Source organism: Limnohabitans sp. 2KL-51 (assembly GCF_003063645.1).
Lineage (GTDB): Bacteria > Pseudomonadota > Gammaproteobacteria > Burkholderiales > Burkholderiaceae_C > Limnohabitans_A.
On record NZ_NESJ01000027.1, the window covers coordinates 21,328 to 41,864 of the forward strand.

18 protein-coding genes are annotated in these 20,537 nt (G+C 59.8%); 10 read left to right on the forward strand and 8 right to left on the reverse strand.

All coding sequences use genetic code 11. The features are described from left to right. Positions 1-158 precede the first annotated feature (158 nt). Both B9Z49_RS19935 and B9Z49_RS19940 read left to right on the forward strand, forming a co-directional pair. Positions 159-1,754 (forward strand): ABC transporter substrate-binding protein, encoded by a 1,596-nt coding sequence (locus tag B9Z49_RS19935; RefSeq protein WP_108355204.1) that lies wholly within the window; start codon positions 159-161, stop codon positions 1,752-1,754. Between the two features lie 98 nt (positions 1,755-1,852). Then, on the forward strand, positions 1,853-3,127 hold the full coding sequence (locus B9Z49_RS19940) for an MFS transporter (protein ID WP_108355185.1): 1,275 nt from the start codon (positions 1,853-1,855) through the stop codon (positions 3,125-3,127). A 55-nt stretch (positions 3,128-3,182) separates the two neighbouring features. Here B9Z49_RS19940 and B9Z49_RS19945 read toward each other — a convergent pair whose 3' ends face one another. The 4 genes from B9Z49_RS19945 to B9Z49_RS19960 all read right to left on the reverse strand — a co-directional run bounded on the left by B9Z49_RS19945 (position 3,183) and on the right by B9Z49_RS19960 (position 8,274). Beyond that, the gene (locus tag B9Z49_RS19945; protein WP_108355186.1) at positions 3,183-4,427 is read right to left on the reverse strand and encodes an MFS transporter; all 1,245 of its coding nucleotides are present in this window, start codon (positions 4,425-4,427) and stop codon (positions 3,183-3,185) included. Between the two features lie 102 nt (positions 4,428-4,529). Continuing rightward, the gene (htpG, locus tag B9Z49_RS19950) at positions 4,530-6,497 is read right to left on the reverse strand and encodes a molecular chaperone HtpG (RefSeq protein ID WP_108355187.1); all 1,968 of its coding nucleotides are present in this window, start codon (positions 6,495-6,497) and stop codon (positions 4,530-4,532) included. 76 nt (positions 6,498-6,573) lie between these two features. Then, positions 6,574-7,482, reverse strand: a complete 909-nt coding sequence (locus tag B9Z49_RS19955; protein ID WP_108355188.1) for a pseudouridine synthase — start codon at positions 7,480-7,482, stop codon at positions 6,574-6,576. A gap of 63 nt (positions 7,483-7,545) precedes the next feature. After that, positions 7,546-8,274, reverse strand: coding sequence for a Crp/Fnr family transcriptional regulator (locus tag B9Z49_RS19960; RefSeq protein WP_108355189.1), 729 nt, complete (start codon positions 8,272-8,274; stop codon positions 7,546-7,548). Positions 8,275-8,430: 156 nt separating this feature from the next. Here B9Z49_RS19960 and B9Z49_RS19965 point away from each other — a divergent pair, with 156 nt between their 5' ends. The 8 genes from B9Z49_RS19965 (at position 8,431) to B9Z49_RS20000 (ending at position 18,112) form a co-directional block, all read left to right on the forward strand. Further along, on the forward strand, positions 8,431-10,377 hold the full coding sequence (locus B9Z49_RS19965) for a long-chain fatty acid--CoA ligase (RefSeq protein ID WP_108355190.1): 1,947 nt from the start codon (positions 8,431-8,433) through the stop codon (positions 10,375-10,377). A 79-nt stretch (positions 10,378-10,456) separates the two neighbouring features. Then, a complete protein-coding gene (locus B9Z49_RS19970; protein ID WP_108355191.1) occupies positions 10,457-11,239 on the forward strand; it encodes an ABC transporter ATP-binding protein in 783 nt (260 codons plus the stop codon). 12 nt (positions 11,240-11,251) lie between these two features. Continuing rightward, positions 11,252-12,181 (forward strand): branched-chain amino acid ABC transporter permease, encoded by a 930-nt coding sequence (locus tag B9Z49_RS19975; RefSeq protein WP_108355192.1) that lies wholly within the window; start codon positions 11,252-11,254, stop codon positions 12,179-12,181. Between the two features lie 11 nt (positions 12,182-12,192). Then, a complete protein-coding gene (locus B9Z49_RS19980; protein WP_108355193.1) occupies positions 12,193-13,269 on the forward strand; it encodes a branched-chain amino acid ABC transporter permease in 1,077 nt (358 codons plus the stop codon). Between the two features lie 70 nt (positions 13,270-13,339). Continuing rightward, entirely contained in the window at positions 13,340-14,677 is a 1,338-nt protein-coding gene (locus tag B9Z49_RS19985; protein ID WP_108355194.1) for an ABC transporter substrate-binding protein, read from the forward strand. A 138-nt stretch (positions 14,678-14,815) separates the two neighbouring features. Then, on the forward strand, positions 14,816-15,625 hold the full coding sequence (locus B9Z49_RS19990) for an ABC transporter ATP-binding protein (protein WP_108355205.1): 810 nt from the start codon (positions 14,816-14,818) through the stop codon (positions 15,623-15,625). A gap of 54 nt (positions 15,626-15,679) precedes the next feature. Beyond that, positions 15,680-16,936, forward strand: coding sequence for a phenylacetate--CoA ligase family protein (locus B9Z49_RS19995; RefSeq protein ID WP_108355195.1), 1,257 nt, complete (start codon positions 15,680-15,682; stop codon positions 16,934-16,936). Positions 16,937-17,125: 189 nt separating this feature from the next. Further along, positions 17,126-18,112, forward strand: a complete 987-nt coding sequence (locus B9Z49_RS20000) for a tripartite tricarboxylate transporter substrate-binding protein (RefSeq protein WP_108355196.1) — start codon at positions 17,126-17,128, stop codon at positions 18,110-18,112. A gap of 86 nt (positions 18,113-18,198) precedes the next feature. Here B9Z49_RS20000 and B9Z49_RS20005 read toward each other — a convergent pair whose 3' ends face one another. The 4 genes from B9Z49_RS20005 to B9Z49_RS20020 all read right to left on the reverse strand — a co-directional run. Next, on the reverse strand, positions 18,199-18,651 hold the full coding sequence (locus B9Z49_RS20005) for a biopolymer transporter ExbD (protein WP_199225123.1): 453 nt from the start codon (positions 18,649-18,651) through the stop codon (positions 18,199-18,201). A gap of 1 nt (position 18,652) precedes the next feature. Further along, positions 18,653-19,069 (reverse strand): biopolymer transporter ExbD, encoded by a 417-nt coding sequence (locus B9Z49_RS20010; RefSeq protein WP_108355197.1) that lies wholly within the window; start codon positions 19,067-19,069, stop codon positions 18,653-18,655. Between the two features lie 24 nt (positions 19,070-19,093). Then, positions 19,094-19,951, reverse strand: a complete 858-nt coding sequence (locus B9Z49_RS20015; protein WP_108355198.1) for a MotA/TolQ/ExbB proton channel family protein — start codon at positions 19,949-19,951, stop codon at positions 19,094-19,096. 58 nt (positions 19,952-20,009) lie between these two features. Beyond that, positions 20,010-20,537, reverse strand: a 528-nt coding sequence (locus B9Z49_RS20020; protein ID WP_108355207.1) for an energy transducer TonB, incomplete at its 5' end; no start/stop codon positions are given.

Here is a 20,537-nt window from a genome sequence, read left to right on the forward strand (position 1 = left end):
AAGAATGTCTGGGCACAGGGCGTCGACGTGAGGAAGCAAATTCCATCATCTCAGCCGTTCATGCCCTTGGGCACCGCATAAACCCTAGGTTTTCAGCCTTGCGTCTGCCCAGTCTGATGCCTAGAATGAAATGTCAACCAACCAAGACAGGAATCTGCATGTTGCAACCCATTCTTCGCACCACACGCTTGCTCGCGCTGGCCTGTGGTTTGTCTGCCACCCTGGTCTCAGTGAGTGCCGTGCAAGCCAACGAGCTGAAGTGGGCCGCGCAAAACGACATCCTGACGCTGGACCCCCACGCGCAAAACCACGCCACCACCAACAACATCGTGGGGCATGCCTACGAACCCCTGGTGCGCTATGACCGCAACTACAAGGTCGAGCCCTCACTGGCCACCAGCTGGCAGGTGGTCAACCCCACCACGGTGCGTTTCAACTTGCGCAAAAACGTGAAGTTCCAGGACGGCTCGGCTTTCACCGCCGACGACGTACTGTTCTCTTTTGACCGCATCCGCCAGCCGCAAGGCACCATGCAAATTTATGTGGCCGGTGTCAAAGGCATCAACAAAATCGACGACCACACCATCGACGTGGTGCTGGACAAGCCCAACCCGACCTTGCTCAACAGCTTCACCACCTTCTTCATCATGAGCAAGGCCTGGGCGGTGAAGAACAAGTCCGAGAAAGTGCAGGACTACAAAGCCAAGGAAATCACCTTCGCGGCCACCAACGCCAACGGCACCGGCCCCTTCATCATCAAGGAGTGGGTGGCCGATCAGCGCGTGGTCTTGACCGCCAACAAAGCCTGGTGGGACAAGTTGCCCGGCAACGTGACCGATGTGGTCTACACCCCAATCAAGTCCGACCCCACCCGCATCGCGGCCTTGCTCTCGGGCAACGTGGACATCGTGACCGACTTGCCCACGCAAGACGTGGCCCGCCTGCGTACGACGCCCGCTTTGTCCGTGCTCGATGGCCCGGAAGTGCGCACCATTTTTATCGGGGTGGACCAAGGCTCCAACGAATTGAAATACGGCTCCAAAGGCCCCAACCCCTTCAAGGACGTGCGCGTGCGCAAAGCCCTGAACATGTCGATTGACCGGGTGGCCATTCAGCGCAGCATCATGCGCGGCCTGTCGGTGCCAGCTGCCATCATGGTGGCGCCTGGTGTCAATGGTCACACGGCCGAGTTGGACAAAGTGGCCCCGCCCGACCTGGACGGTGCCAAGAAATTGCTGGCCGATGCCGGTTATGCCAATGGGTTTGACTTCACCCTCGACTGCCCGAACAACCGTTATGTGAACGACGAAGAGGTGTGCCAGGCCGTGGTCAACATGTGGGCCAAAGTGGGCATCCGCGCCAAGCTCAATGCCACCAATTTCAGCAGCTTCATCAGCAAGATCCAGAACTTTGACTCCAGCGCTTACCTGCTGGGCTGGGGCGTGGCCACCTACGATGCGCAGTACTCCCTTCAGTCTTTGGTCATGACCCGCACCACCGGCTCGGATGGCAACTTCAACTTCCTCAAAATCAGCAACGCCAAGGTGGACGCCCTGACCGAAGCCATGAAGACCGAAATGGACAAAACCAAGCGCGACAACATGCTCAAGGAAGCCTTGACCATCACCCGCGACGAAGCCCTGTATGTGCCGCTGCACCACCAGATGCGCCCTTGGGCCATGAAGAAGAACGTCAGCATCGCGCACAACTCCAATGATGCGCCCAAGATGTATTACGCCACGGTCGGCAAGTGATCTAGAGTTGATCCACCCTGCCCCGCCTGCGCGGGGCAGGCTTACAAGCGCGAACGGGGCCCTGCGCCCCGCGGGGCTTGCAGCCACGCACAGCCTCCATGTTTTCGCCTTCCCCCCCCCACGCTGACAAGCCCCGCCCCCGCACGCCTTTTCTGGGTTTTGCCATCGTCGGCTGCGGCGCCGCGATCGCCCCGCTTGACTTCGCGGTCAACATGGCGTTTCCAGCCATGACCGAAGCCTTCGCCTTGGCCACACCCGACATCCGTTGGGTGGCGGTGTGTTATGTCATCACCTACGGCAGCCTGATGCTGTTTTGCGGTGTGCTGGGGGACCGCCTGGGCCACTTGCGCGTGTTCCGCTGGGGCTTGGTGCTGTCGGCGCTGGCCTTGGTGGCTTGTGCGGCGGCACCGTCTTATGGTTGGCTGCTGGCCGGGCGGGTTTTGCAGGGCATCGGGGTGGCCCTGACTTTGTCCTGCGCTCCGGCCTTGGCCATGGGCCTGCTGGCCGCCGGGCAACGCACGCAGGCGCTGTCGGTCTATGGCGCCATGTTTGCGGCGGCGGGTGTGCTGGCCCCTTTGCTCGGCGGCCTGAGCATGCTGCATTGGGGTTGGGCCGGAGTGTACGGTTTTCGGGTGCCGATTGTGCTGCTGGCCTGGTTGTGCACGCCTTGGCTGGTCCGTCGCCTGCGAGCGCAGACACTGAGCACAACCAGCGCTGTCAGCCAGGCGGGCAGCGTGCAGGGCCTGTGGGGCCTCCTGCGGCGCGATGCCGATTTCGCCTGGATCAACCTGCTCAGTGTAGGGGTTCAGTTTTGCGGTTTCACGATTGCACTGAGCTTGCCCTACGCCTTGCCTGCTGCGGGCTGGGGTGGCACGGCCAGTGGTGCCATGCTGTCCCTCTGGGCGCTGGGGGTGTTGGCCGGTTCGGGTGTGGCCCCAGTGCTGCTGCGCCGCATGGACTTGCGGTCTGCGGGCCTCGCAGCGCAAGGGATCATGGCCTTGGGTTTGGCCTCGATCGGTGCCGTGCCAATGGCGCAAGCCTGGCCCTTCATGGCCCTGGCCTTGATTGTGCAGGGTGTGGGTCTGGGTGTGTTTCAGGTGGTCTACGCCGACCAGGTTGTGGCCACCTTGCCCGACTCTGCTCGGGGCCTGTCGGGCAGCCTGACCCTGGTGACCCGCACTGTGGGCATCGTGGGTGCGGCCATGGTCTGGCTGTGGCTCATGGAACGGTTGCAAAGCCGGGCCTTGGCAAACGGCGTTTCACACCCTGAGGCCATTTGGGCGAGCACCATGGGCCTTCTGCCCTGGGCTGCAGGCCTGGCTTTGGCCGTGCTGTTGTTGGGCGTGTGGCGCCGGATAAACCGCTGGCACTGAGCTGGCACAGTTTGTGGCTGGGTTGCCCAGCTTGTGTCGGCGACGCGCGAATGGTTCAAGCGCGAGCGGCTGCGCCGCGTTCCGTCTGCCGCACCCGCCAGAACAACCAGCTGGCGATGCACAGGTTGAGCAGGTTCCAAGCGATGCCGTTCAAAAAGGCCGCGTGGTAACTGCCGGTCATGTCAAACACCCAGCCCGACATCCAGCCACCCAGCGCCATGCCCAGCAAGGTGGCCATGATCACCGAGCCCACGCGGGCCCCCGCCTCTTTGGGGTCGAAGTGCTCGCGCACGATGATGGCGTAGGCGGGTACGATGCCACCCTGAAAAAGCCCGAACATGGCCGAGACGATGTACAGCGGCACCATGCCGTCAAAAGGCAAAAACATCAGCAGCGCCACGCCTTGCAAAAACGAGCCCAGCAGCAAAGTGCGGATGCCGCCAATGCGGTCGCTGATCACGCCAAACACCAAGCGGCTGACGATGCCGCTGGCCAGCATGAGCGAAAGCATTTCGGCCCCGCGCGCCGCGCCAAAACCCAGGTCAGAGCAATAGGCCACGATGTGCACCTGCGGCATGGACATGGCCACACAGCAGGCCATACCTGCGACAAACAGCAGACCCTGCGCATGCGCAGGTTTCAGGCCAAAGGGGCGGCTGCGGTCCACGGGCACGGTGCTGGCGTTGGCTGGTGTCAGGTTCACCAGCGGCGGGCGCTGGCGCATCAACATGGCCAGCAAAAACATGCCCACGCCGCAAAAAAACCCCAGCATGATGTAGGTCTGGCGCCAGCCCACAGTCTCAACCCCGTGCTGAACAATGGGTGGCCAAATGGTGCCCGCGATGTAATTGCCACTGGCGCAAATGGCCACCGCGATGCCGCGTCGGCGGTTCCACCACAAAGCGGTGTCGGCCATGAGGGGGGCAAAGGTCGATGAACTGCCTATCAGTCCCATTAGCCCGTGCGCCAAACCAAAGGCCCAGATGCTGCCGGACATGCCGGCCCAGATAAAGCCACCACATACGGCCAAAGCGCCCACCCACATGACCGGCATCAGGCCATGCCGGTCGGCCAATCGGCCGGTGATCAGGCCGCCCAGCCCCAGGCAAATCATCATCAAGGTGTAGGGCAGCGAAGCGTCAGCCCGTCCCACACCAAACTCGGTCTGCACCGCAGGCAGCACCACCGAGACGATGTACATGCTGCTGTTGCCCAGCACCACCAGCCCCAGCGTGGCCAGCAAGCGCCAGGCAGCTTGGCGAGAATCAATGAGAGACGGATCGGCAGGTAGGGTACGCATCGTGACAATTTAGCCGATGGCTGCGGGCAGACTTGTCTTGTGGGTTACTGGCACAGAACAAAAAAGGCCAGCATGGCTGGCCCTTGAATGCTTTGCGGCTAATCAACTCAACAGCGCATTCACCCGCTTCACGTAAGCCGCAGGGTCTGCCGGCAAGCCGCCTTCTGCCAACAGTGCCTGGTCAAACAGGATGTGGGCCAGGTCGTGGAAGTGGACCGAGCCGTCGAGCTTTTTCACCAGCGCGTGCTCGGGGTTGACTTCGAGCACGGGCTTGACATCAGGGGCGCTTTGCCCTGCTTGTTTGAGCATGCGGGCCAGTTGCATGCTCATGCCGTCGTCGGTCACCACCAGGCAGGCGGGGCTATCGACCAGGCGGCTGGTCACACGCACGTCTTCGGCTTTGTCTTTCAGCGCTTCTTTCAGCTTGGCCAGCATGGGCTTGAAGGTTTCGGCCGCGTCTTCGGTGGCTTTCTTTTCTTCTTCGTCTTGCAGCTTGCCCAGGTCAAATGCGCCCTTGGCCACGCTTTGCAGTGGGGTGCCGTCAAACTCGTTCACAAAGTTCAGCGCCCACTCGTCCACGCGGTCGGTCATCAGCAACACTTCGATGCCTTTTTTCTTGAAGACTTCGAGCTGCGGGCTGTTCTTGGCGGCTGCCAGGGTGTCGGCGGTGATGTAGTAGATCGCGTCCTGGCCGTCCTTCATGCGGGCTTTGTAGTCGGCAAAGCTCACGCTCACGTTGTCGTGGGTCGATGAAGCGAAACGCAGCAACTTGGACAAACGCGCCTGGTTGCCAAAGTCTTCGCCCAAGCCTTCCTTGAGCACCGCGCCGAATTCGGCGTAGAACTTGGTGTATTGGCCGAGCTTGGCTTTGTCCTCGTCGCTCAAGACGTCTGTGACCCCTTCGGTGGCCGCAGGTGCCTTGTCGTGCTTGGCCAAGTCTTCCAACATCGACAACACACGCTTGGTGCAGCCTTCGCGGATGGCTTTCACGTCGCGGCTTTCTTGCAGCAACTCGCGGCTCACGTTCAGCGGCAGGTCGGCGGAGTCCACCACGCCTTTGACAAAGCGCAGGTAGCTGGGCATCAGCGCTTCGGCTTCGTCCATGATGAACACGCGCTTGACGTACAGCTTGATGCCGGCTTTCTTGTCGCGGTTCCACAGGTCTTGCGGGGCTTTGGACGGGATGTAGAGCAGTTGGGTGTATTCGGTGCTGCCTTCCACGCGGTTGTGCGTCCAGGTCAGCGGGGCTTCAAAGTCGCGGCTGATCTGTTTGTAGAAGTCGGCGTACTGCTCGTCGGTGATGTCTTTCTTGGGGCGGGTCCACAGGGCGCTGGCTTTGTTGATGGTTTCCCATTCGCCAGTCTTGACCATGCCGCCGGGCTGGCGTCCACCTTCTTCGTTGTTCGGCTCGATCAACTCGCCGTCTTTCCACTCCTCCTTTTCCATCAAGATGGGCAGGCTGATGTGGTCAGAATATTTGCCGACGATTTCCTTCAGCTTCCAGGTGTTGGCGTAATCCAGCGCTTCTTCGCGCAGGTGCAAGACCACGCTGGTGCCGCGTTCGGCGCGGGCGATGGTCTCGACTTCAAAGTCGCCCGTGCCGCCGCTGATCCAGCGCACGCCCTCAGCTGACGCTGCGCCCGCACGGCGGGTTTCCACGGTGATCTTGTCGGCCACGATGAAGCCCGAATAAAAGCCCACGCCAAACTGGCCGATCAGCTGAGCGTCCGACTTTTGGTCGCCGCTCAGCTTGCTCACAAAGTCTTTGGTGCCGCTCTTGGCAATCGTGCCCAGGTGGTCAATGGCTTCTTGCGCCGTCATGCCGATGCCGTTGTCGGTGATGGTGAGCGTCTTGGCGGTTTTGTCAAAAGACAATCGCACCTGCAACTCGGGCGCGTCTTCGAACAACGCTGAGTTGTTGAGCGCTTCAAAGCGCAGCTTGTCACAGGCGTCTGAGGCGTTGGAGATCATCTCTCGCAGAAAGATCTCTTGGTTGGAATAAAGCGAGTGGGTGACCAGGTGCAGCAATTGCGCGACTTCGGCCTGAAAGGCATGGGTTTGTTTGCTCATAGCGGTTCAACAGTTAGAAAGATCAGAAAACAATAACGCCCCACAGCTTGGGGCGTTGCGGGTGAATTTCAAGAGGTCAAAAGGATTCGTTGGGTCCCAAATACCGCCAAGTCCCCGCCGGCATTTGCCCCAACTGCACGCCCCCCATGCGGATGCGCTTGAGGCCCACCACTTTCAGGCCCACTTGCTCGCACATACGGCGGATCTGGCGCTTTTTGCCTTCAGTCAACACAAAGCGCAGCTGTTCGGGGTTTTGCCAATCCACTTTGGCGGGTTTGAGGGGTTTACCGTCCAGGCTCAGGCCATGGCGCAGGCGATCCAGTTGCTCTTTCGGGAAGATGGCTTGCACGTTGGCGCTGACGCGGTCGAAGTCGCCAATGACGGTAAGTTGGTTGGCTTTGCCGCCATAGGTGGCCGATGCGGCCGATGCGGCGGCGGTGTTCTCGTGCCCGGTGTAAGCCACGCGCACCAAATACTCTTTTTCCATCTCCGAGTCTTCGCCGATCAGCTGGCGTGCCACGCGGCCGTCTTGTGTCATTACCAGCAGGCCAGTGGAGTCGATGTCCAGGCGCCCAGCTGGGGCGAGACCCCGCAGATGGGGTGGTGTGAAACGCAGTTTGGACGGGTCGCCGCCCCAGTGGCTGCGGGGGTTGATCAGGGTGATGGCCGGTTCGTGCCCGTCTTCGGCCTGGCCGCTCACATAGCCCATGGGCTTGTGCAGCAAGATAGTCACTTGCCGGTCTTGCTGTTGCTCGGCCGCTTTATCGATGGTGATGCGGTCTGACAGGGTGACCTGCTGGCCCATGCTGGCAGGCAGGCCGTTGACCTGGACCCAGCCTTGCTCGATCCAGGCGTCAGCTTCGCGGCGCGAGCACATGCGCAGCTCGGCCATGCGCTTGTTCAGGCGGGAGGTGCCGCTGGGCGCGGCCGCGTCGCCCTTGCCTTCGGGGCGTGGGGCGCGTTTGAATGCGGTGGGCTGGGTCATGGATTAAGGTGCGCAAAAGAAGTGGTTCGATTGTCCCTTCTTTTGGCGGTTGGAAGAATGCGGTCATGCATCGCGTGTCGGGCCCTCTAACTGGGATTGGCGCAGACCTTGTAAATCCAAAATCCGCAGACCGCCGTACTCCACCCGAATGAGCTGGTGTGCTTCGAGCTCGCGCAGCGCTTCGTTCACGCGTTGGCGCGACAAACCCACCAGATAAGCCAGCTCTTGCTGGGTGATGCGCAGCACCTCGCCCACGCCGGAAAACAGAACCGGGTTGAACAGGGCCGCCAAGTGGCGAGCCAAGCGAAGTTCGGGGTTGTTCATGCGGTCCAGTTCGCGAGCCGCGATGAACTGGCCCAAGCGCTCGTTGAGCTGCTGCATGATGAAGCGGTTGAAGCCCAGCGAATGGTCGATCAGCCAGTGAAAGGTGTCCAGCGGCAGCCCCGCCACCACGCTGGGCCGCAGCGCTTGAATGTTGTAGCGGTAGACCTCGCGCTTGAGGACCGTGCCCTCGCCAAACCAGCCGCCAGGCGGTATGCCGGTGAAGGTCATGGTTTGGCCGCTGGCGTTATCGGTGCTCATTTTCAGCAGGCCCGAAATCACCCCGAACCAATAGGTGACGGGGCGGCCCACGCGGCACACATGGTCGCCGGTTTGGGGGTCGCTGACCACCAACTTTGGCACGATTTGCAGGCGCTCGTCAGGGCGCAGCAAGCTCAGCCAGGGGATGTCCTGCAGTTCGGCCGGGGTGGGTGCGCGGCGGCGCTGGTGGACGCTGTTTTCTTTGGCCATGGTGCTTTTCGATGTGTCAGCTGACGGTCAGTTGGACTAAGGGTCTTCCCTGAATTGTCGTTCAAACGACAACTTGGCGTCAAACGAATGCCTAGGATCGCGCAAAAGTTCAGTCGCATTGCATTCGATGCACCGTTTTTGGAGACAAGTCAGGTCATGCAAACAACGTTTCCCCGTTTGATGCTCAAGCACGCTGCCGAGCGCCCCACAGCGCCCGCCCTGCGCGAGAAAATTTATGGCATTTGGCAAACCATCAGCTGGTCGGATTTGGCCCAACTGGTGCAATCTGTCGCTTGCGGTTTGCATCAGGCGGGTCTGCAGCGCGGCGAGCACCTGATCGTGGTTGGCGCCAACCGCCCCAGGCTTTACGCCACCATGCTGGCGGCGCAGTCGTTGGGCGCGATTCCGGTGCCGCTGTACCAAGATGCCGCTGCCGCCGAATGCGTTTTCCCGATCACCAATGCCGAAGTGCGTTTTTGCGTGGTGGAAGACCAAGAGCAGGTCGACAAGATGCTGGAAGTGCGTGAGCAGTGCCCGCAATTGACCCACATCATCTATGACAATCCGCGCGGCTTGCGCAAATACACCGAAGATGGTCTGGGCTCGCTTGAAGAGCTGATCGCAGCCGGTGGTGTGTTTGCCCAGCAGCATCCGCAGTTCTTCAAGGAAGAAGTCGAAAAATCGGCCTATACGGATGTGGCCGCGATGTTCTTCACATCGGGCACCACGGGCAACCCCAAGGGCGTGGTGCACACCCATGGCTCCCTGATCGACCGTGCCAATGCGGGCGCTGAGTTTGACAAACTGACCAGCGCCGAAGACGTGTTGGCTTACATGCCGCCAGCCTGGATTGGCCAGAACATCTTCAGCTACGCACAGTGGTTGGTCTGCGGCTATGTGGTCAATTGCCCCGAGTCATCGGCCACGGTGACCATCGACCTGAAAGAAATCGGCCCCACGTATTACTTTGCACCGCCCCGGGTGTTTGAGGGCATGCTGACCAGCGTGATGATCCGCATGGAAGACGCGGGCAGCTTCAAGCGCAAGTTGTTCCACTACTTCATGGGCGTGGCCAAAAAAGTCGGCCCGGCCTTGATGGACGGCCAGTCGGTCGGCTTCATGGACCGTTTGGTGTATGGCTTGGGTAACCTGATGGTTTTCGGCCCCTTGCGCAACAACCTGGGTTTCAGCCGCGTGCGTGTGGCCTACACCGCGGGCGAGGCGATTGGCCCCGATTTGTTCACCTTTTTCCGCTCGATCGGCGTGAACATCAAGCAACTGTATGGCTCTACAGAAACCGCTGTGTTTGTGTGCCTGCAACCTGACAACCAGGCGCGAGCTGACACCGTGGGCGTGCCGTGCAAGGGTGTGGAAATCAAGGTCGCTGACAACGGCGAGATCATGGTCAAGTCGCCCGGCTTGCTCAAGGGCTATTACAAAAACCAAAAAGCCACCGACGAAGTGTTGACGGCCGATGGCTGGTACCACACCAGCGACGCGGGCTTCATCGATTCGCACGGCCACTTGAAGATCATCGACCGCGTGAAAGACGTGGGCCGTATCCAGGGCGGTGCCAACGACGGCGCGATGTTTGCGCCCAAATATGTCGAAAACAAGCTCAAGTTTTTCCCCTTCATCAAAGAGGTGGTGGCTTACGGTGACCAGCGCGAAAAAGTGTGTGTCATGCTCAACATCGACTTTGATGCCGTGGGCAACTGGGCCGAGCGCCGCAACCTGTCCTATGCCGGTTACACCGACCTGGCCCAAAAATCCGAGGTGTACCAACTGATCAAAGATTGCGTGGAGAAGGTCAACGCCGATCTGGCCGAAGACGCTTTGCTGGCCGGTAGCCAGGTCAGCCGGTTCTTGGTCTTGCACAAAGAGCTGGACGCCGACGACGGCGAGTTGACGCGCACAAACAAGGTCCGTCGCGGCTTCATTGCCGACAAATACAAACCGCTGGTCGATGGCCTGTACGAAGGCAAAACCGAGCAGTACATCGAGACGGTGGTCAAGTTCGAAGACGGTCGCACCGGCAGTGTCAGTGCCACGCTCAAGATTTCCGACGCCAAAACATTCACACCCGTGAAGGCCGCAGCATGAGCAAGGCCGGACCGCTCCAAGTTGCGAAGGCCCCCTTGGGGGGCAGCGCAGTACATGAAATGACAAGCGTGGGGGTCAAATGACCAAGAAAATCGGCGACGTCATTTTGGACGTCAACAACATCAGTTTGCGATTCGGCGGCGTCAAGGCGCTGACCGACATCTCGTTCAACGTGCGCGAGCACGAGGTGCGCGCCATCATCGGGCCCAACGGGGCGGGCAAAAGCTCGATGCTCAACTGCATCAATGGTGTTTACCAGCCGCAAGAGGGCAGCATCACCTTCCGTGGGCAAAAGTTTGACCACATGAACAGCCGCCAAGTGGCCGAGATGGGCATTGCCCGCACATTCCAGAATTTGGCGCTGTTCAAGGGCATGAGCGTGATCGACAACATCATGACCGGCCGCAACTTGCACATCAAGAGCAACCTGTTCTTGCAGGCGCTGCGCATCGGCCCCGCCCAGCACGAAGAAGAAATGAACCGCGAATTCGTCGAGCACATCATCGACTTCCTTGAGATCCAGGCCTTCCGCAAAACGCCCGTGGGTCAGCTGCCTTATGGCTTGCAAAAGCGGGTCGACCTGGGCCGCGCTTTGGCCATGGAGCCCAAGGTGCTGCTGCTCGACGAGCCGATGGCAGGCATGAACATGGAAGAAAAGCAGGACATGTGCCGCTTCATTCTGGATGTGAACGACGAATTCGGCTCGACCATCGTGCTGATCGAGCACGACATGGGTGTGGTGATGGACATTTCGGACCGCGTGGTGGTGCTCGATTACGGTAAAAAAATCGGCGACGGGACTCCCGAAGAAGTGCGCAACAACGAAGAAGTGATCAGTGCCTATCTGGGCACCAGCCACTAAGGAGAAAACAACATGGCATTTTTTCTGGAAGCTCTTTTGGGTGGCCTGATGGCCGGCATGCTTTACTCGCTTGTGGCGCTTGGCTTTGTTTTGATTTTCAAGGCTTCAGGTGTGTTCAATTTTGCACAAGGCGCGATGGTGCTGTTCGCCGCTTTGGCCATGGCACGTTTTGCCGAATGGGTGCCAGGCTGGTTGGGCATCGAGGATAAGTTCCTAGGCAACCTGATCGCTTTTTTACTGGCGGCTGTGGTCATGTTTGTGTTGGCTTGGCTGATCGAGCGCTTGGTGCTGCGCCACTTGGTCAATCAAGAAGGTGTCACCTTGCTCATGGCCACGTTGGGCATCACCTATTTTCTGGATGGCCTGGGTCAGACCATCTTTGGCAGCGACATCTACAAGATTGACGTGGGCATGCCCAAAGACCCGGTGTTCTTGTTGGACTCGGTGTTTCCGGGTGGCGTGCTGGTCAACCTGGAAGACGTCTATGCGGCTTGCATTGCGGCTTTGCTGGTGGTGGTTTTGTCGCTTTTTTTCCAAAAAACCGGTACTGGACGCGCCCTGCGTGCGGTGGCCGATGACCACCAAGCCGCTCAGTCGATTGGCATTCCACTTAACCGCATTTGGGTGATCGTTTGGTTTGTCGCGGGTATTACCGCCTTGGTGGCCGGCATCATCTGGGGCTCCAAGATGGGTGTGCAGTTCTCGTTGACCACGGTGGCTTTGCGTGCTTTGCCGGTGATCATTTTGGGTGGCTTGACTTCGGTGCCGGGCGCGATCATTGGCGGCCTGATCATTGGTGTGGGAGAAAAATTGTCCGAGGTGTACCTGGGCCCCTATGTGGGCGGCGGCATCGAGATCTGGTTTGCGTATGTGCTTGCTTTGGTGTTCTTGCTGTTCCGCCCGCAAGGCCTGTTCGGCGAAAAAATCATTGACCGCGTGTAAGGAGAGACACCATGTTTTACAGAGAAAACGGTCAATTCAAGACCTCTTACCGCAAAGACCAGCAGATCTTTGCGATTGCGCAAGACCGTTGGGCCATCTTGGCGCTCATCGCTTTTGCATTCATCGGCGTGCCCTTCATCGCCGATGAGTACATGTTCCGCGCCATTCTGATTCCCTTCCTCATCTTGTCGCTGGCCGCTTTGGGCGTGAACATCCTGGTGGGGTACTGCGGGCAGATTTCGCTGGGTTCGGGTGCGTTCATGGCCGTGGGGGCCTACATGGCCTACAACACCTACATCCGCATCGAGGGCATGCCGCTGATCGTGGCTTTGTTGGCCGGTGGCTTTTTTGCCACCTTGGTGGGGGTGTTTTTTGGCATTCCCAGTTTGCGCGTCAAAGGCTTGTATCTGGCGGTGGCCACCTTGGCCGCTCAGTTCTTTTGCGACTGGGCTTTCCTGCGCGTAGGCTGGTTCACCAACAACAACGCCTCGGGCTCGGTGTCGGTGTCCAACCTGAATGTGTTTGGCCTGCCGATTGACACGCCACTGCAAAAATACATCTTCTGCCTGGTGTTCCTGGTGGTGTTTGGTCTGTTGGCCAAGAATTTGGTGCGCAGTGCCATTGGTCGTGAGTGGATGGCCATTCGCGACATGGACGTGGCCGCTGCCGTCATTGGCATTCGCCCTGTTTACGCCAAGCTCACCGCCTTTGCAGTCAGCTCGTTCATCGTGGGTGTGGCCGGCGGCCTGTGGGGCTTTGTGCACCTGGGCTCTTGGGAGCCTGCGGCTTTCTCGATTGACCGCTCTTTCCAGTTGCTGTTCATGGTCATCATCGGTGGCATGGGCTCCATCATGGGCAGCTTCTTCGGTGCCGCTTTCATTGTGATCTTGCCAATTTTCCTCAACCAGTTCCTGCCTTGGGCAGGCGGCATGGTGGGCGTGAACATATCGACTGCAGCCGTCTCGCACACCGAATTCATGATCTTTGGCGCCCTGATTGTGTGGTTCCTGATCGTGGAGCCGCATGGCTTGGCCAAACTGTGGTCGGTGGCCAAACAAAAGCTGCGTCTGTGGCCTTTTCCCCATTGATTTTTTCCGGCATTGATTTTCAACGTGTTTTTTCTAAGTGCTTCCAACTTTTTTTAACAGGAGACAAACCATGAAGCTTCGTCAACTCGTTCTGGCCACTACGGTGGCGGCTGCAGGTCTTGCCAGTGCGCTGGTCAGCACCGTGGCCACGGCTCAAACCAAAGAGCAGTTCTTCCCCGTGCTGGTCTACCGCACAGGTGCCTACGCCCCCAACGGCGTGCCCTTTGCCAACGGCTATGTCGACTACCTCAAGCTGGTCAATGCGCGCGGCGGCATCAACGGCGTGAAGGTGTCGTTTGAAGAGTGCGAAACCGGCTATGCCACCGACCGTGGCGTGGAGTGCTACGAGCGCCTGAAGGGCAAGAACGGCGGCGCGACCGTGTTCCAGCCTTTGTCCACCGGCATCACCTTCGCCCTGACCGAAAAAGCCCCTGGCGACAAAATTCCTTTGATCACCGCAGGTTACGGCCGCAGCGAATCGGCTGACGGCGGCGTGTTCAAGTGGAACTTCCCGCTCGCAGGCACTTACTGGGTGGCCGGTGACGTGATCATCCAGGACATCGGCAAAAAGGCTGGTGGTGTCGACAAACTCAAAGGCAAACACATCGCCTTGGTTTACCACGACAGCCCCTTCGGCAAAGAAGCCATCCCGATCTTGCAAGAGCGCGCCGCCATGCACGGTTTCAAGCTGAGCCTGTTGCCCGTGACCCACCCCGGCGTGGAGCAAAAGTCCACCTGGCTGCAAATTCGCCGCGACCGTCCTGACTACGTCGTCAACTGGGGCTGGGGCGTGATGAATTCCACCTTGCTCAAGGAAGCGCAAGCCACTGGCTACCCCCGTGAAAACATCTGGGGCGTGTGGTGGGCGGGTGCCGAGCCTGATGTCAAAGACATTGGTATGGGCGCCAAGGGTTACAACGCCATCACCATGCAGCACGGCGCTGAAAAAGGCTCCGCTGTGGTCAAGGAAGTGCTGGAGAAGTTGCACGCCAAGAACCAAGGCACAGGCCCCAAGGACGAAGTGGGTGAAGTGCTTTACATGCGCGGTTTGTTCAGCGCCATGTTCGCCATCGAAGGTGTGCGCCAAGCCCAAGAGAAATATGGCAAAGGCAAGGTCATGACTGGCGAGCAAGCACGCTGGGGTTTTGAAAACCTGAACCTGACGCAGCCCAAATTGGATGCCCTGGGCTTCAAGGGCGTGTTGCGCCCGATCTCCACCTCCTGTGCAGACCACATGGGTGCCAACTGGGCCCGTATCCACACATGGGACGGTGCCAAGTGGCAATTCAGCAGCGATTGGATGCAGGCCGATGAGCAGATCATCAAGCCCATGGTGAAGGCCGCTGCCGACAAGTACGCCGCCGAGAAAAAGATCACACGCCGCACGCCTGCGGATTGCCAGTCTTGATCTGAAACCACGCCTGCCGCGCAAGCGGCAGGTGGTCAGCTGCAAAGGGCATTGGCCCGCCAGCAGCTGCCAAATGAAACCCTTGCGTGCAGCGGTTTCATTTGGCTTGAACCCCCAGAATTTGAAAAGGCACAGTCCATGAGCGACAAAAACATTGTTCTGAACGTCAATGGCATCGAAGTCATTTACAACCACGTCATCCTGGTGCTCAAGGGCGTGTCCCTGCAGGTGCCTGAGCAAGGCATCGTGTCTTTGTTGGGCGGCAATGGTGCCGGCAAAACCACCACTTTGCGTGCGATCTCCAACTTGCTCAAGGGCGAGCGAGGTGACGTGACCAAAGGCAGCATCGAGCTGCGCGGTGAACGCATCGAAAACCTGACACCCGCCGACCTGGTCAATCGGGGCGTGGTGCAGGTCATGGAAGGGCGTCATTGCTTTGCCCACTTGTCGATCGAAGACAACCTGTTGACCGGCAGCTACACCCGCAAGGACAAGGGTGAAATTGCCGCCAACCTGGACAAGGTCTACACCTATTTCCCGCGCCTCAAAACCCGACGCACCTCGCAAGCAGCCTATACATCGGGCGGTGAGCAGCAGATGTGTGCCATTGGCCGCGCCTTGATGACCAACCCCAGTGTGATGTTGCTTGATGAGCCCTCCATGGGTCTGGCGCCACAGATCGTGGAAGAGGTGTTCAACATCGTCAAAGATCTGAACGAGAAGGAAAAAGTCACTTTCTTGATTGCAGAGCAAAACACCAACATGGCGCTCAAATATTCTGACTATGGTTACATCATGGAGTCGGGTCGCATTGTGATGGACGGCGTGGCCGAAGACCTGCGCACCAACGAAGACGTGAAAGAGTTTTATCTCGGCATGGGCGGTGGTGAGCGCAAGAGCTTTAAGGATGTGAAGAGCTACAAGCGCCGCAAGCGTTGGTTGGCTTGATGTGCAGGCCTTCACCCGCTCACTTTCTTAACGCAGTACCCCAGAAAGAAATCCATGTCTCAGCACTTTGATGCGTTGGAAACGCGCGCCCCAGAAGTCCGCGAAGCCGCCCTGATGGCCGCTTTGCCCGCGCAGGTCGCGCACGCCAAAGCCAAAGCCCCTGCTTTTGTCGAGTTGCTCAAGGCAGTGGATGCCGCCAGCGTCAACAGCCGCAATGCGCTGGCCCAATTGCCCGTGATCCGCAAAACCGAATTGCTGGAGCGCCAAAAGGCTTCTCGTGCGGCAGGCGGCAATGTGTTCGGCGGGTTCAGCACGCTCGGTTTTGGCCAAGGCATGACCCGCGTGTTTGCCAGCCCCGGCACCATTTACGAACCCGAAGGTGCTCGCGCTGACTACTGGCGCATGGCGCGTACGATGTTCGCAGCGGGCTTTCGTCCGGGTGAGTTGATCCACAACTGCTTCAGCTACCACTTCACACCCGCGGGCTCCATGATGGAAACCGGCGCGCACGCGCTGGGTTGCACGGTGTTTCCCGGCGGCATTGGTCAGACCGAGCAGCAAGTCACGGCCATGGCCGAGTTGCAGCCCGCGGGCTACATCGGCACACCGAGCTTTTTGAAAATCATCCTTGAAAAAGCCGCCGAGATGGGCGTGGCCCTGCCCAGCGTGCGCAAAGCGCTGGTGTCGGGCGAAGCTTTTCCCCCAAGCCTGCGCGATTGGATGACCGCGCACGGCGTGGATGCCTACCAGTGCTATGCCACCGCCGATGTGGGCTTGATCGCTTATGAAACCGCTTCGCGTGAGGGCTTGGTGCTTGACGAGGGTGTGATCGTCGAGATCGTGCGCCCCGGCACCGGCGACCCGGTGCCTGAAGGTGAAGTGGGCGAGCTGGTCATCACCACGCTCAACCCCGACTACCCGCTGATCCGTTTTGGCACAGGCGACTTGTCGGCCATCCTGCCGGGTACTTGCCCAACGGGTCGCACCGGCCAACGCATCAAGGGCTGGATGGGCCGGGCTGACCAGACCACCAAAATCAGGGGTATGTTTGTGCACCCAGGTCAGGTGGCCGAGATCGTTAAACGCTTTCCCGAAGTGAGCAAAGCCCGCTTGGTGGTGACGGGTGAGATGGCCAACGACCAGATGGCGCTGCACGTCGAGACGGGCTTGCTGGCGGATGAAGGCCTCAAGAGCCGGGTGTCTGACGCTGTCCGAGATGTGACCAAGTTGCGTGGCGAGGTGCACCTGGTGGCCCCCGGCAGCCTGGCCAACGACGGCAAGGTGATCGAGGACGCCCGTAGTTACCAATGATCTCCGGGGTCTTGGCAGAGGTATTTTTGTCCTCGCCAGTGAGGAAAATGCACCTTTTTGGCGCGCGATGCGCGCGCTCAAATCCTTTATGAAATCAAGGCCATACAAGGGTTAGCCGCTAAGTACTTTCCGCGATTTCTAGACACTCATTAGGTTTTAAACTGTCCAGTCACTTTTAGGAGTTTGTCAATGAAGCAATGGATCGCACTCGCCACCTTGGCTGCAGTTTCCGTGGGCGCCAATGCCCAGTCCTTTCCCGGTAACAAGCCGGTGGCCATTGTGGTGCCGTTCACGGCGGGTGGCCCCACCGACCGCGTGGCACGCGACTTGGCTGAAGCCATGCGCAAGCTCATCCCGGGCAGCAACTTTGTGGTGGAAAACACCGCTGGTGCTGGCGGCACCATCGGTGCCAACCGCGTCGCCAAGGCTGCGCCCGATGGCCACACTTTGTTGTTGTTCCACATCGGCATGGCGGCCACGCCTGCGCTGTACCGCAAGCTGTCGTACAAGCCGCTGGAAGACTTTGAGTTTTTGGGCATGGTCAACGACGTGCCCATGACGTTGATCGGCAAGCCCCAGTTGCCCGCCAACACTTACCGCGACTTTGAAAACTACATCCGCGCCAATGCGGGCAAGCTGAACATCGCGCATGCGGGTTTGGGTTCTGCGTCGCACCTGTGTGGCCTGCTCTGGCAGAGCAATGTGCAGACCAAGGACGCCATGACGACCATCCCGTTTGGCGGCACTGCGCCGGCCATGACCGCCCTGATCGGTGGTCAGGTGGACATGATGTGTGACCAGACCACCAACACCACAGCCCAAATCGAAGGCGGCCGCGTGAAGGCTTTTGCCGTGACCACGGCCAAGCCCTTGAGCAACCACCCCGTGCTCAAGCACTACCCCAGCTTGCAAGAGATGGGAATGAAGAACTTCAACCTGACCATCTGGCACGGCCTGTATGCCCCCAAAGGCACGCCACCAGCCGTCACCAAGTTGTTGAACGACACGCTGAAAAAAGCCTTGAAAGACCCCGAGTTCGTCAAGAAGAACGAAGGTCTGGGCGCCATCGTGGTGACCGATAACCGCACCGACCCGGCCGAGCACAAGAAATTTGTGGCCGCCGAGATGGTGAAGATCAAGGCCGCTGTGGACGCTGCTGGCAAATACGCCGACTGACGGTCCCTTGGCTCACCACAAAAAGCCCGATCTGATCGGGCTTTTTGCTGGGCGTTTCACTTGCGTGGCGCGTCACGGGAGTCGCATCAGTTCGAGAATTTTTCTGTCCCCAAAATCCCCAACTTGTTCAAATCCTGCCGTTGGGCACCGGCCAGCACAGCCGCGGCAGCTTCGTATTTGGCCTGAGGGTGCGAGCGGATGTGCAGCTCAGGCTGGGGTTGCTGCAAAGCGGCCTGGGCCAGTTGCGCCTGCAAAGCCGCTCGGTCAGCCAAGGCTTGGCCATTCCAAGAGATGACCGAGTTGGCATCGATGTCGATGCGAATGACCTGTGGCGGGCTGGGCGGCGGCGCGGCGCTGGTCACAGGCATGTCCAGGTTGACCGCGTGCAATTGCGCAGGAATGGTGATGATCAGCATGATCAACAGCACCAGCATTACGTCGATCAGCGGCGTGGTGTTGATGTCCATCATCAGCTCGTCCTCTTCGGGCGGGCTCAAGCTGGGGGTCTGGTGGCTGCCAAAGCCCGTGATTGGTTTCATGTCAGTTCCCCGGGTCGGTGATGAAGCCGACTTTGGCGATGCCCGCGCGCTGCACGGCGTTCATCACCTGCCCGACGGCGGCAAAGTCGCTTTGCGCGTCGCCGCGAATGTGCACTTCAGGCTGAGGTTGCATGACCGAGAACTTTTTCAGCCGTTCACGCAAGTCCGCCGAGTTTTTCATCGGGGTGTCGTACAAAAAAATCTGTCCGGATTGGTTCACCGAGATGATCAGGTTTTCCGGCAAAGCCTGACGGGGCATATTTTTTTCTTGTGGCAGCTTGACCTGGATGGAGGTGGTCACCACCGGGATCGTGATCAAGAAAATGATCAGCAGCACCAGCATCACGTCCACCAAGGGCGTGGTGTTGATGGTGCTCATGATGTCGTCTTCCGACTCGGTGCCGATGTGCATGGCCATGGCGCAGTCTCCGGTGTGGGGGCGTTATTTTTTGGCGGAAGACAACAGCACGGCGTGCAAATCGGCCCCGAAGGCGTTGATTTCCTCCATCACCGCCTTGTTGCGGCGCACCAGCCAGTTGTAGCCCAGCACGGCAGGCACAGCCACCGCCAAACCGATGGCGGTCATGATCAAGGCCTCGCCGACGGGCCCGGCGACTTTGTCGATGCTGGCTTGGCCCGACATGCCGATTTTGACCAACGCGTGGTAGATGCCCCACACGGTGCCGAACAGTCCCACAAAGGGCGCAGTGGAGCCCACCGTGGCCAGCACCGCCAGGCTGTCTTGCAAGCGGCTTTGCACAGTACCCAGGGCGCGTTGCAGGCTCATGCTGACCCAGGTGTTGAAGTCCACGTTGCTGAGCAGGCCTTCGTGCCGGTTGGCGCTCTCCAGACCTTTTTCGGTGATGAAGCGGTAGGGGCTGGCAGGGTCAAGTCCGTCCGCGGCCTGGCGCAGGCTGGCCGATGCCCAGAAGTCACCTTGGGCCGCTAAGCCATGTTTGCGCATGCGCGATTGTTCGGCGAACTTGGTGAAAATGACATACCAGCTGCCCACGCTCATGATCACCAAAATCAGCAGTGTGATCTTGGCCACGGCATCGCCTTGCGCCCACAGTGCGCCAAGGCCATACGGGTTGTCTACGGCTGTGGTGCCAGCGCTGGGCGTGGAGGCGTTGGCCGCAGAGCTCAGTGAGGCTGGTGCGGCAAGGGCCGTGGCAGCAGCAGGCCCAGAGGTGGGTGCAGGGGTTGGCACAGCAGTGGACGTATTGGCCCAAACTGCGCCGCCAAGCAGTGCGGCCGACAGGCTCAGGCTGGCCAGGATGAGTTGAATGGGTGTGCGCATCGGTGGAGACTCCTTGAATCGGGGCAGTGTGGGCTTGTTTGTGGGATGCGGGCGCGGCTCATTCCAGCCGCCAGGTGTATTTCATGCTGGCCCAAGCTTGCTCAGGGCGGCCGTCCACGGTGGCGGGCTGAAAATGGCATTTGGACAAACCCGCGCGGGCGGCTTCGTCGAGGCGTTTGAAGCCCGAGCTTTTTTCGATCTCGGACTGGATCACTTTGCCATCCACCCCGACCAAAAAGCGCAGGCTCACGGTGCCTTCTTCTTCCATGCGCCGCGAGGCACTGGGGTAGTCGGGTTTGTCGCACTGTGCCGCGCTGACGCTGGCAGGGGTACGGGCTTGTGGCGCGGCGCGTGCAGGGGCCGCAGGCGCAACTGAAGCCGCAGCCGCAGCCGCAGCCGCGCTGGCGGGCGGGGGTTGCGGAGCGTTGCTGGCTACGGCCGTGATGGCCTGTTTGGGCGCGGTGCTGGGCGCAACCGCCACTTCGACCGGTGGCACCTGGGCCGGTGGCGTGGGACTGGGGGCAGCCACAGGAGGCGGTGGCGCGGGCGCGACAGGGGGTGGCACTTGAGGTTTTGGCGGCGGTGG

What these genes read in the sequence shown, in the direction of transcription:
- B9Z49_RS19935 (WP_108355204.1), top strand. Translation starts at nt 159, where the DNA reads ATGTTGCAACCCATTCTTCGCACCACACGCTTGCTCGCGCTGGCCTGT.
- B9Z49_RS19940 (WP_108355185.1), top strand. Translation starts at nt 1,853, where the DNA reads ATGTTTTCGCCTTCCCCCCCCCACGCTGACAAGCCCCGCCCCCGCACG.
- B9Z49_RS19945 (WP_108355186.1), bottom strand. Translation starts at nt 4,427, where the DNA reads ATGCGTACCCTACCTGCCGATCCGTCTCTCATTGATTCTCGCCAAGCT.
- htpG (WP_108355187.1), bottom strand. Translation starts at nt 6,497, where the DNA reads ATGAGCAAACAAACCCATGCCTTTCAGGCCGAAGTCGCGCAATTGCTG.
- B9Z49_RS19955 (WP_108355188.1), bottom strand. Translation starts at nt 7,482, where the DNA reads ATGACCCAGCCCACCGCATTCAAACGCGCCCCACGCCCCGAAGGCAAG.
- B9Z49_RS19960 (WP_108355189.1), bottom strand. Translation starts at nt 8,274, where the DNA reads ATGGCCAAAGAAAACAGCGTCCACCAGCGCCGCCGCGCACCCACCCCG.
- B9Z49_RS19965 (WP_108355190.1), top strand. Translation starts at nt 8,431, where the DNA reads ATGCAAACAACGTTTCCCCGTTTGATGCTCAAGCACGCTGCCGAGCGC.
- B9Z49_RS19970 (WP_108355191.1), top strand. Translation starts at nt 10,457, where the DNA reads ATGACCAAGAAAATCGGCGACGTCATTTTGGACGTCAACAACATCAGT.
- B9Z49_RS19975 (WP_108355192.1), top strand. Translation starts at nt 11,252, where the DNA reads ATGGCATTTTTTCTGGAAGCTCTTTTGGGTGGCCTGATGGCCGGCATG.
- B9Z49_RS19980 (WP_108355193.1), top strand. Translation starts at nt 12,193, where the DNA reads ATGTTTTACAGAGAAAACGGTCAATTCAAGACCTCTTACCGCAAAGAC.
- B9Z49_RS19985 (WP_108355194.1), top strand. Translation starts at nt 13,340, where the DNA reads ATGAAGCTTCGTCAACTCGTTCTGGCCACTACGGTGGCGGCTGCAGGT.
- B9Z49_RS19990 (WP_108355205.1), top strand. Translation starts at nt 14,816, where the DNA reads ATGAGCGACAAAAACATTGTTCTGAACGTCAATGGCATCGAAGTCATT.
- B9Z49_RS19995 (WP_108355195.1), top strand. Translation starts at nt 15,680, where the DNA reads ATGTCTCAGCACTTTGATGCGTTGGAAACGCGCGCCCCAGAAGTCCGC.
- B9Z49_RS20000 (WP_108355196.1), top strand. Translation starts at nt 17,126, where the DNA reads ATGAAGCAATGGATCGCACTCGCCACCTTGGCTGCAGTTTCCGTGGGC.
- B9Z49_RS20005 (WP_199225123.1), bottom strand. Translation starts at nt 18,651, where the DNA reads ATGAAACCAATCACGGGCTTTGGCAGCCACCAGACCCCCAGCTTGAGC.
- B9Z49_RS20010 (WP_108355197.1), bottom strand. Translation starts at nt 19,069, where the DNA reads ATGGCCATGCACATCGGCACCGAGTCGGAAGACGACATCATGAGCACC.
- B9Z49_RS20015 (WP_108355198.1), bottom strand. Translation starts at nt 19,951, where the DNA reads ATGCGCACACCCATTCAACTCATCCTGGCCAGCCTGAGCCTGTCGGCC.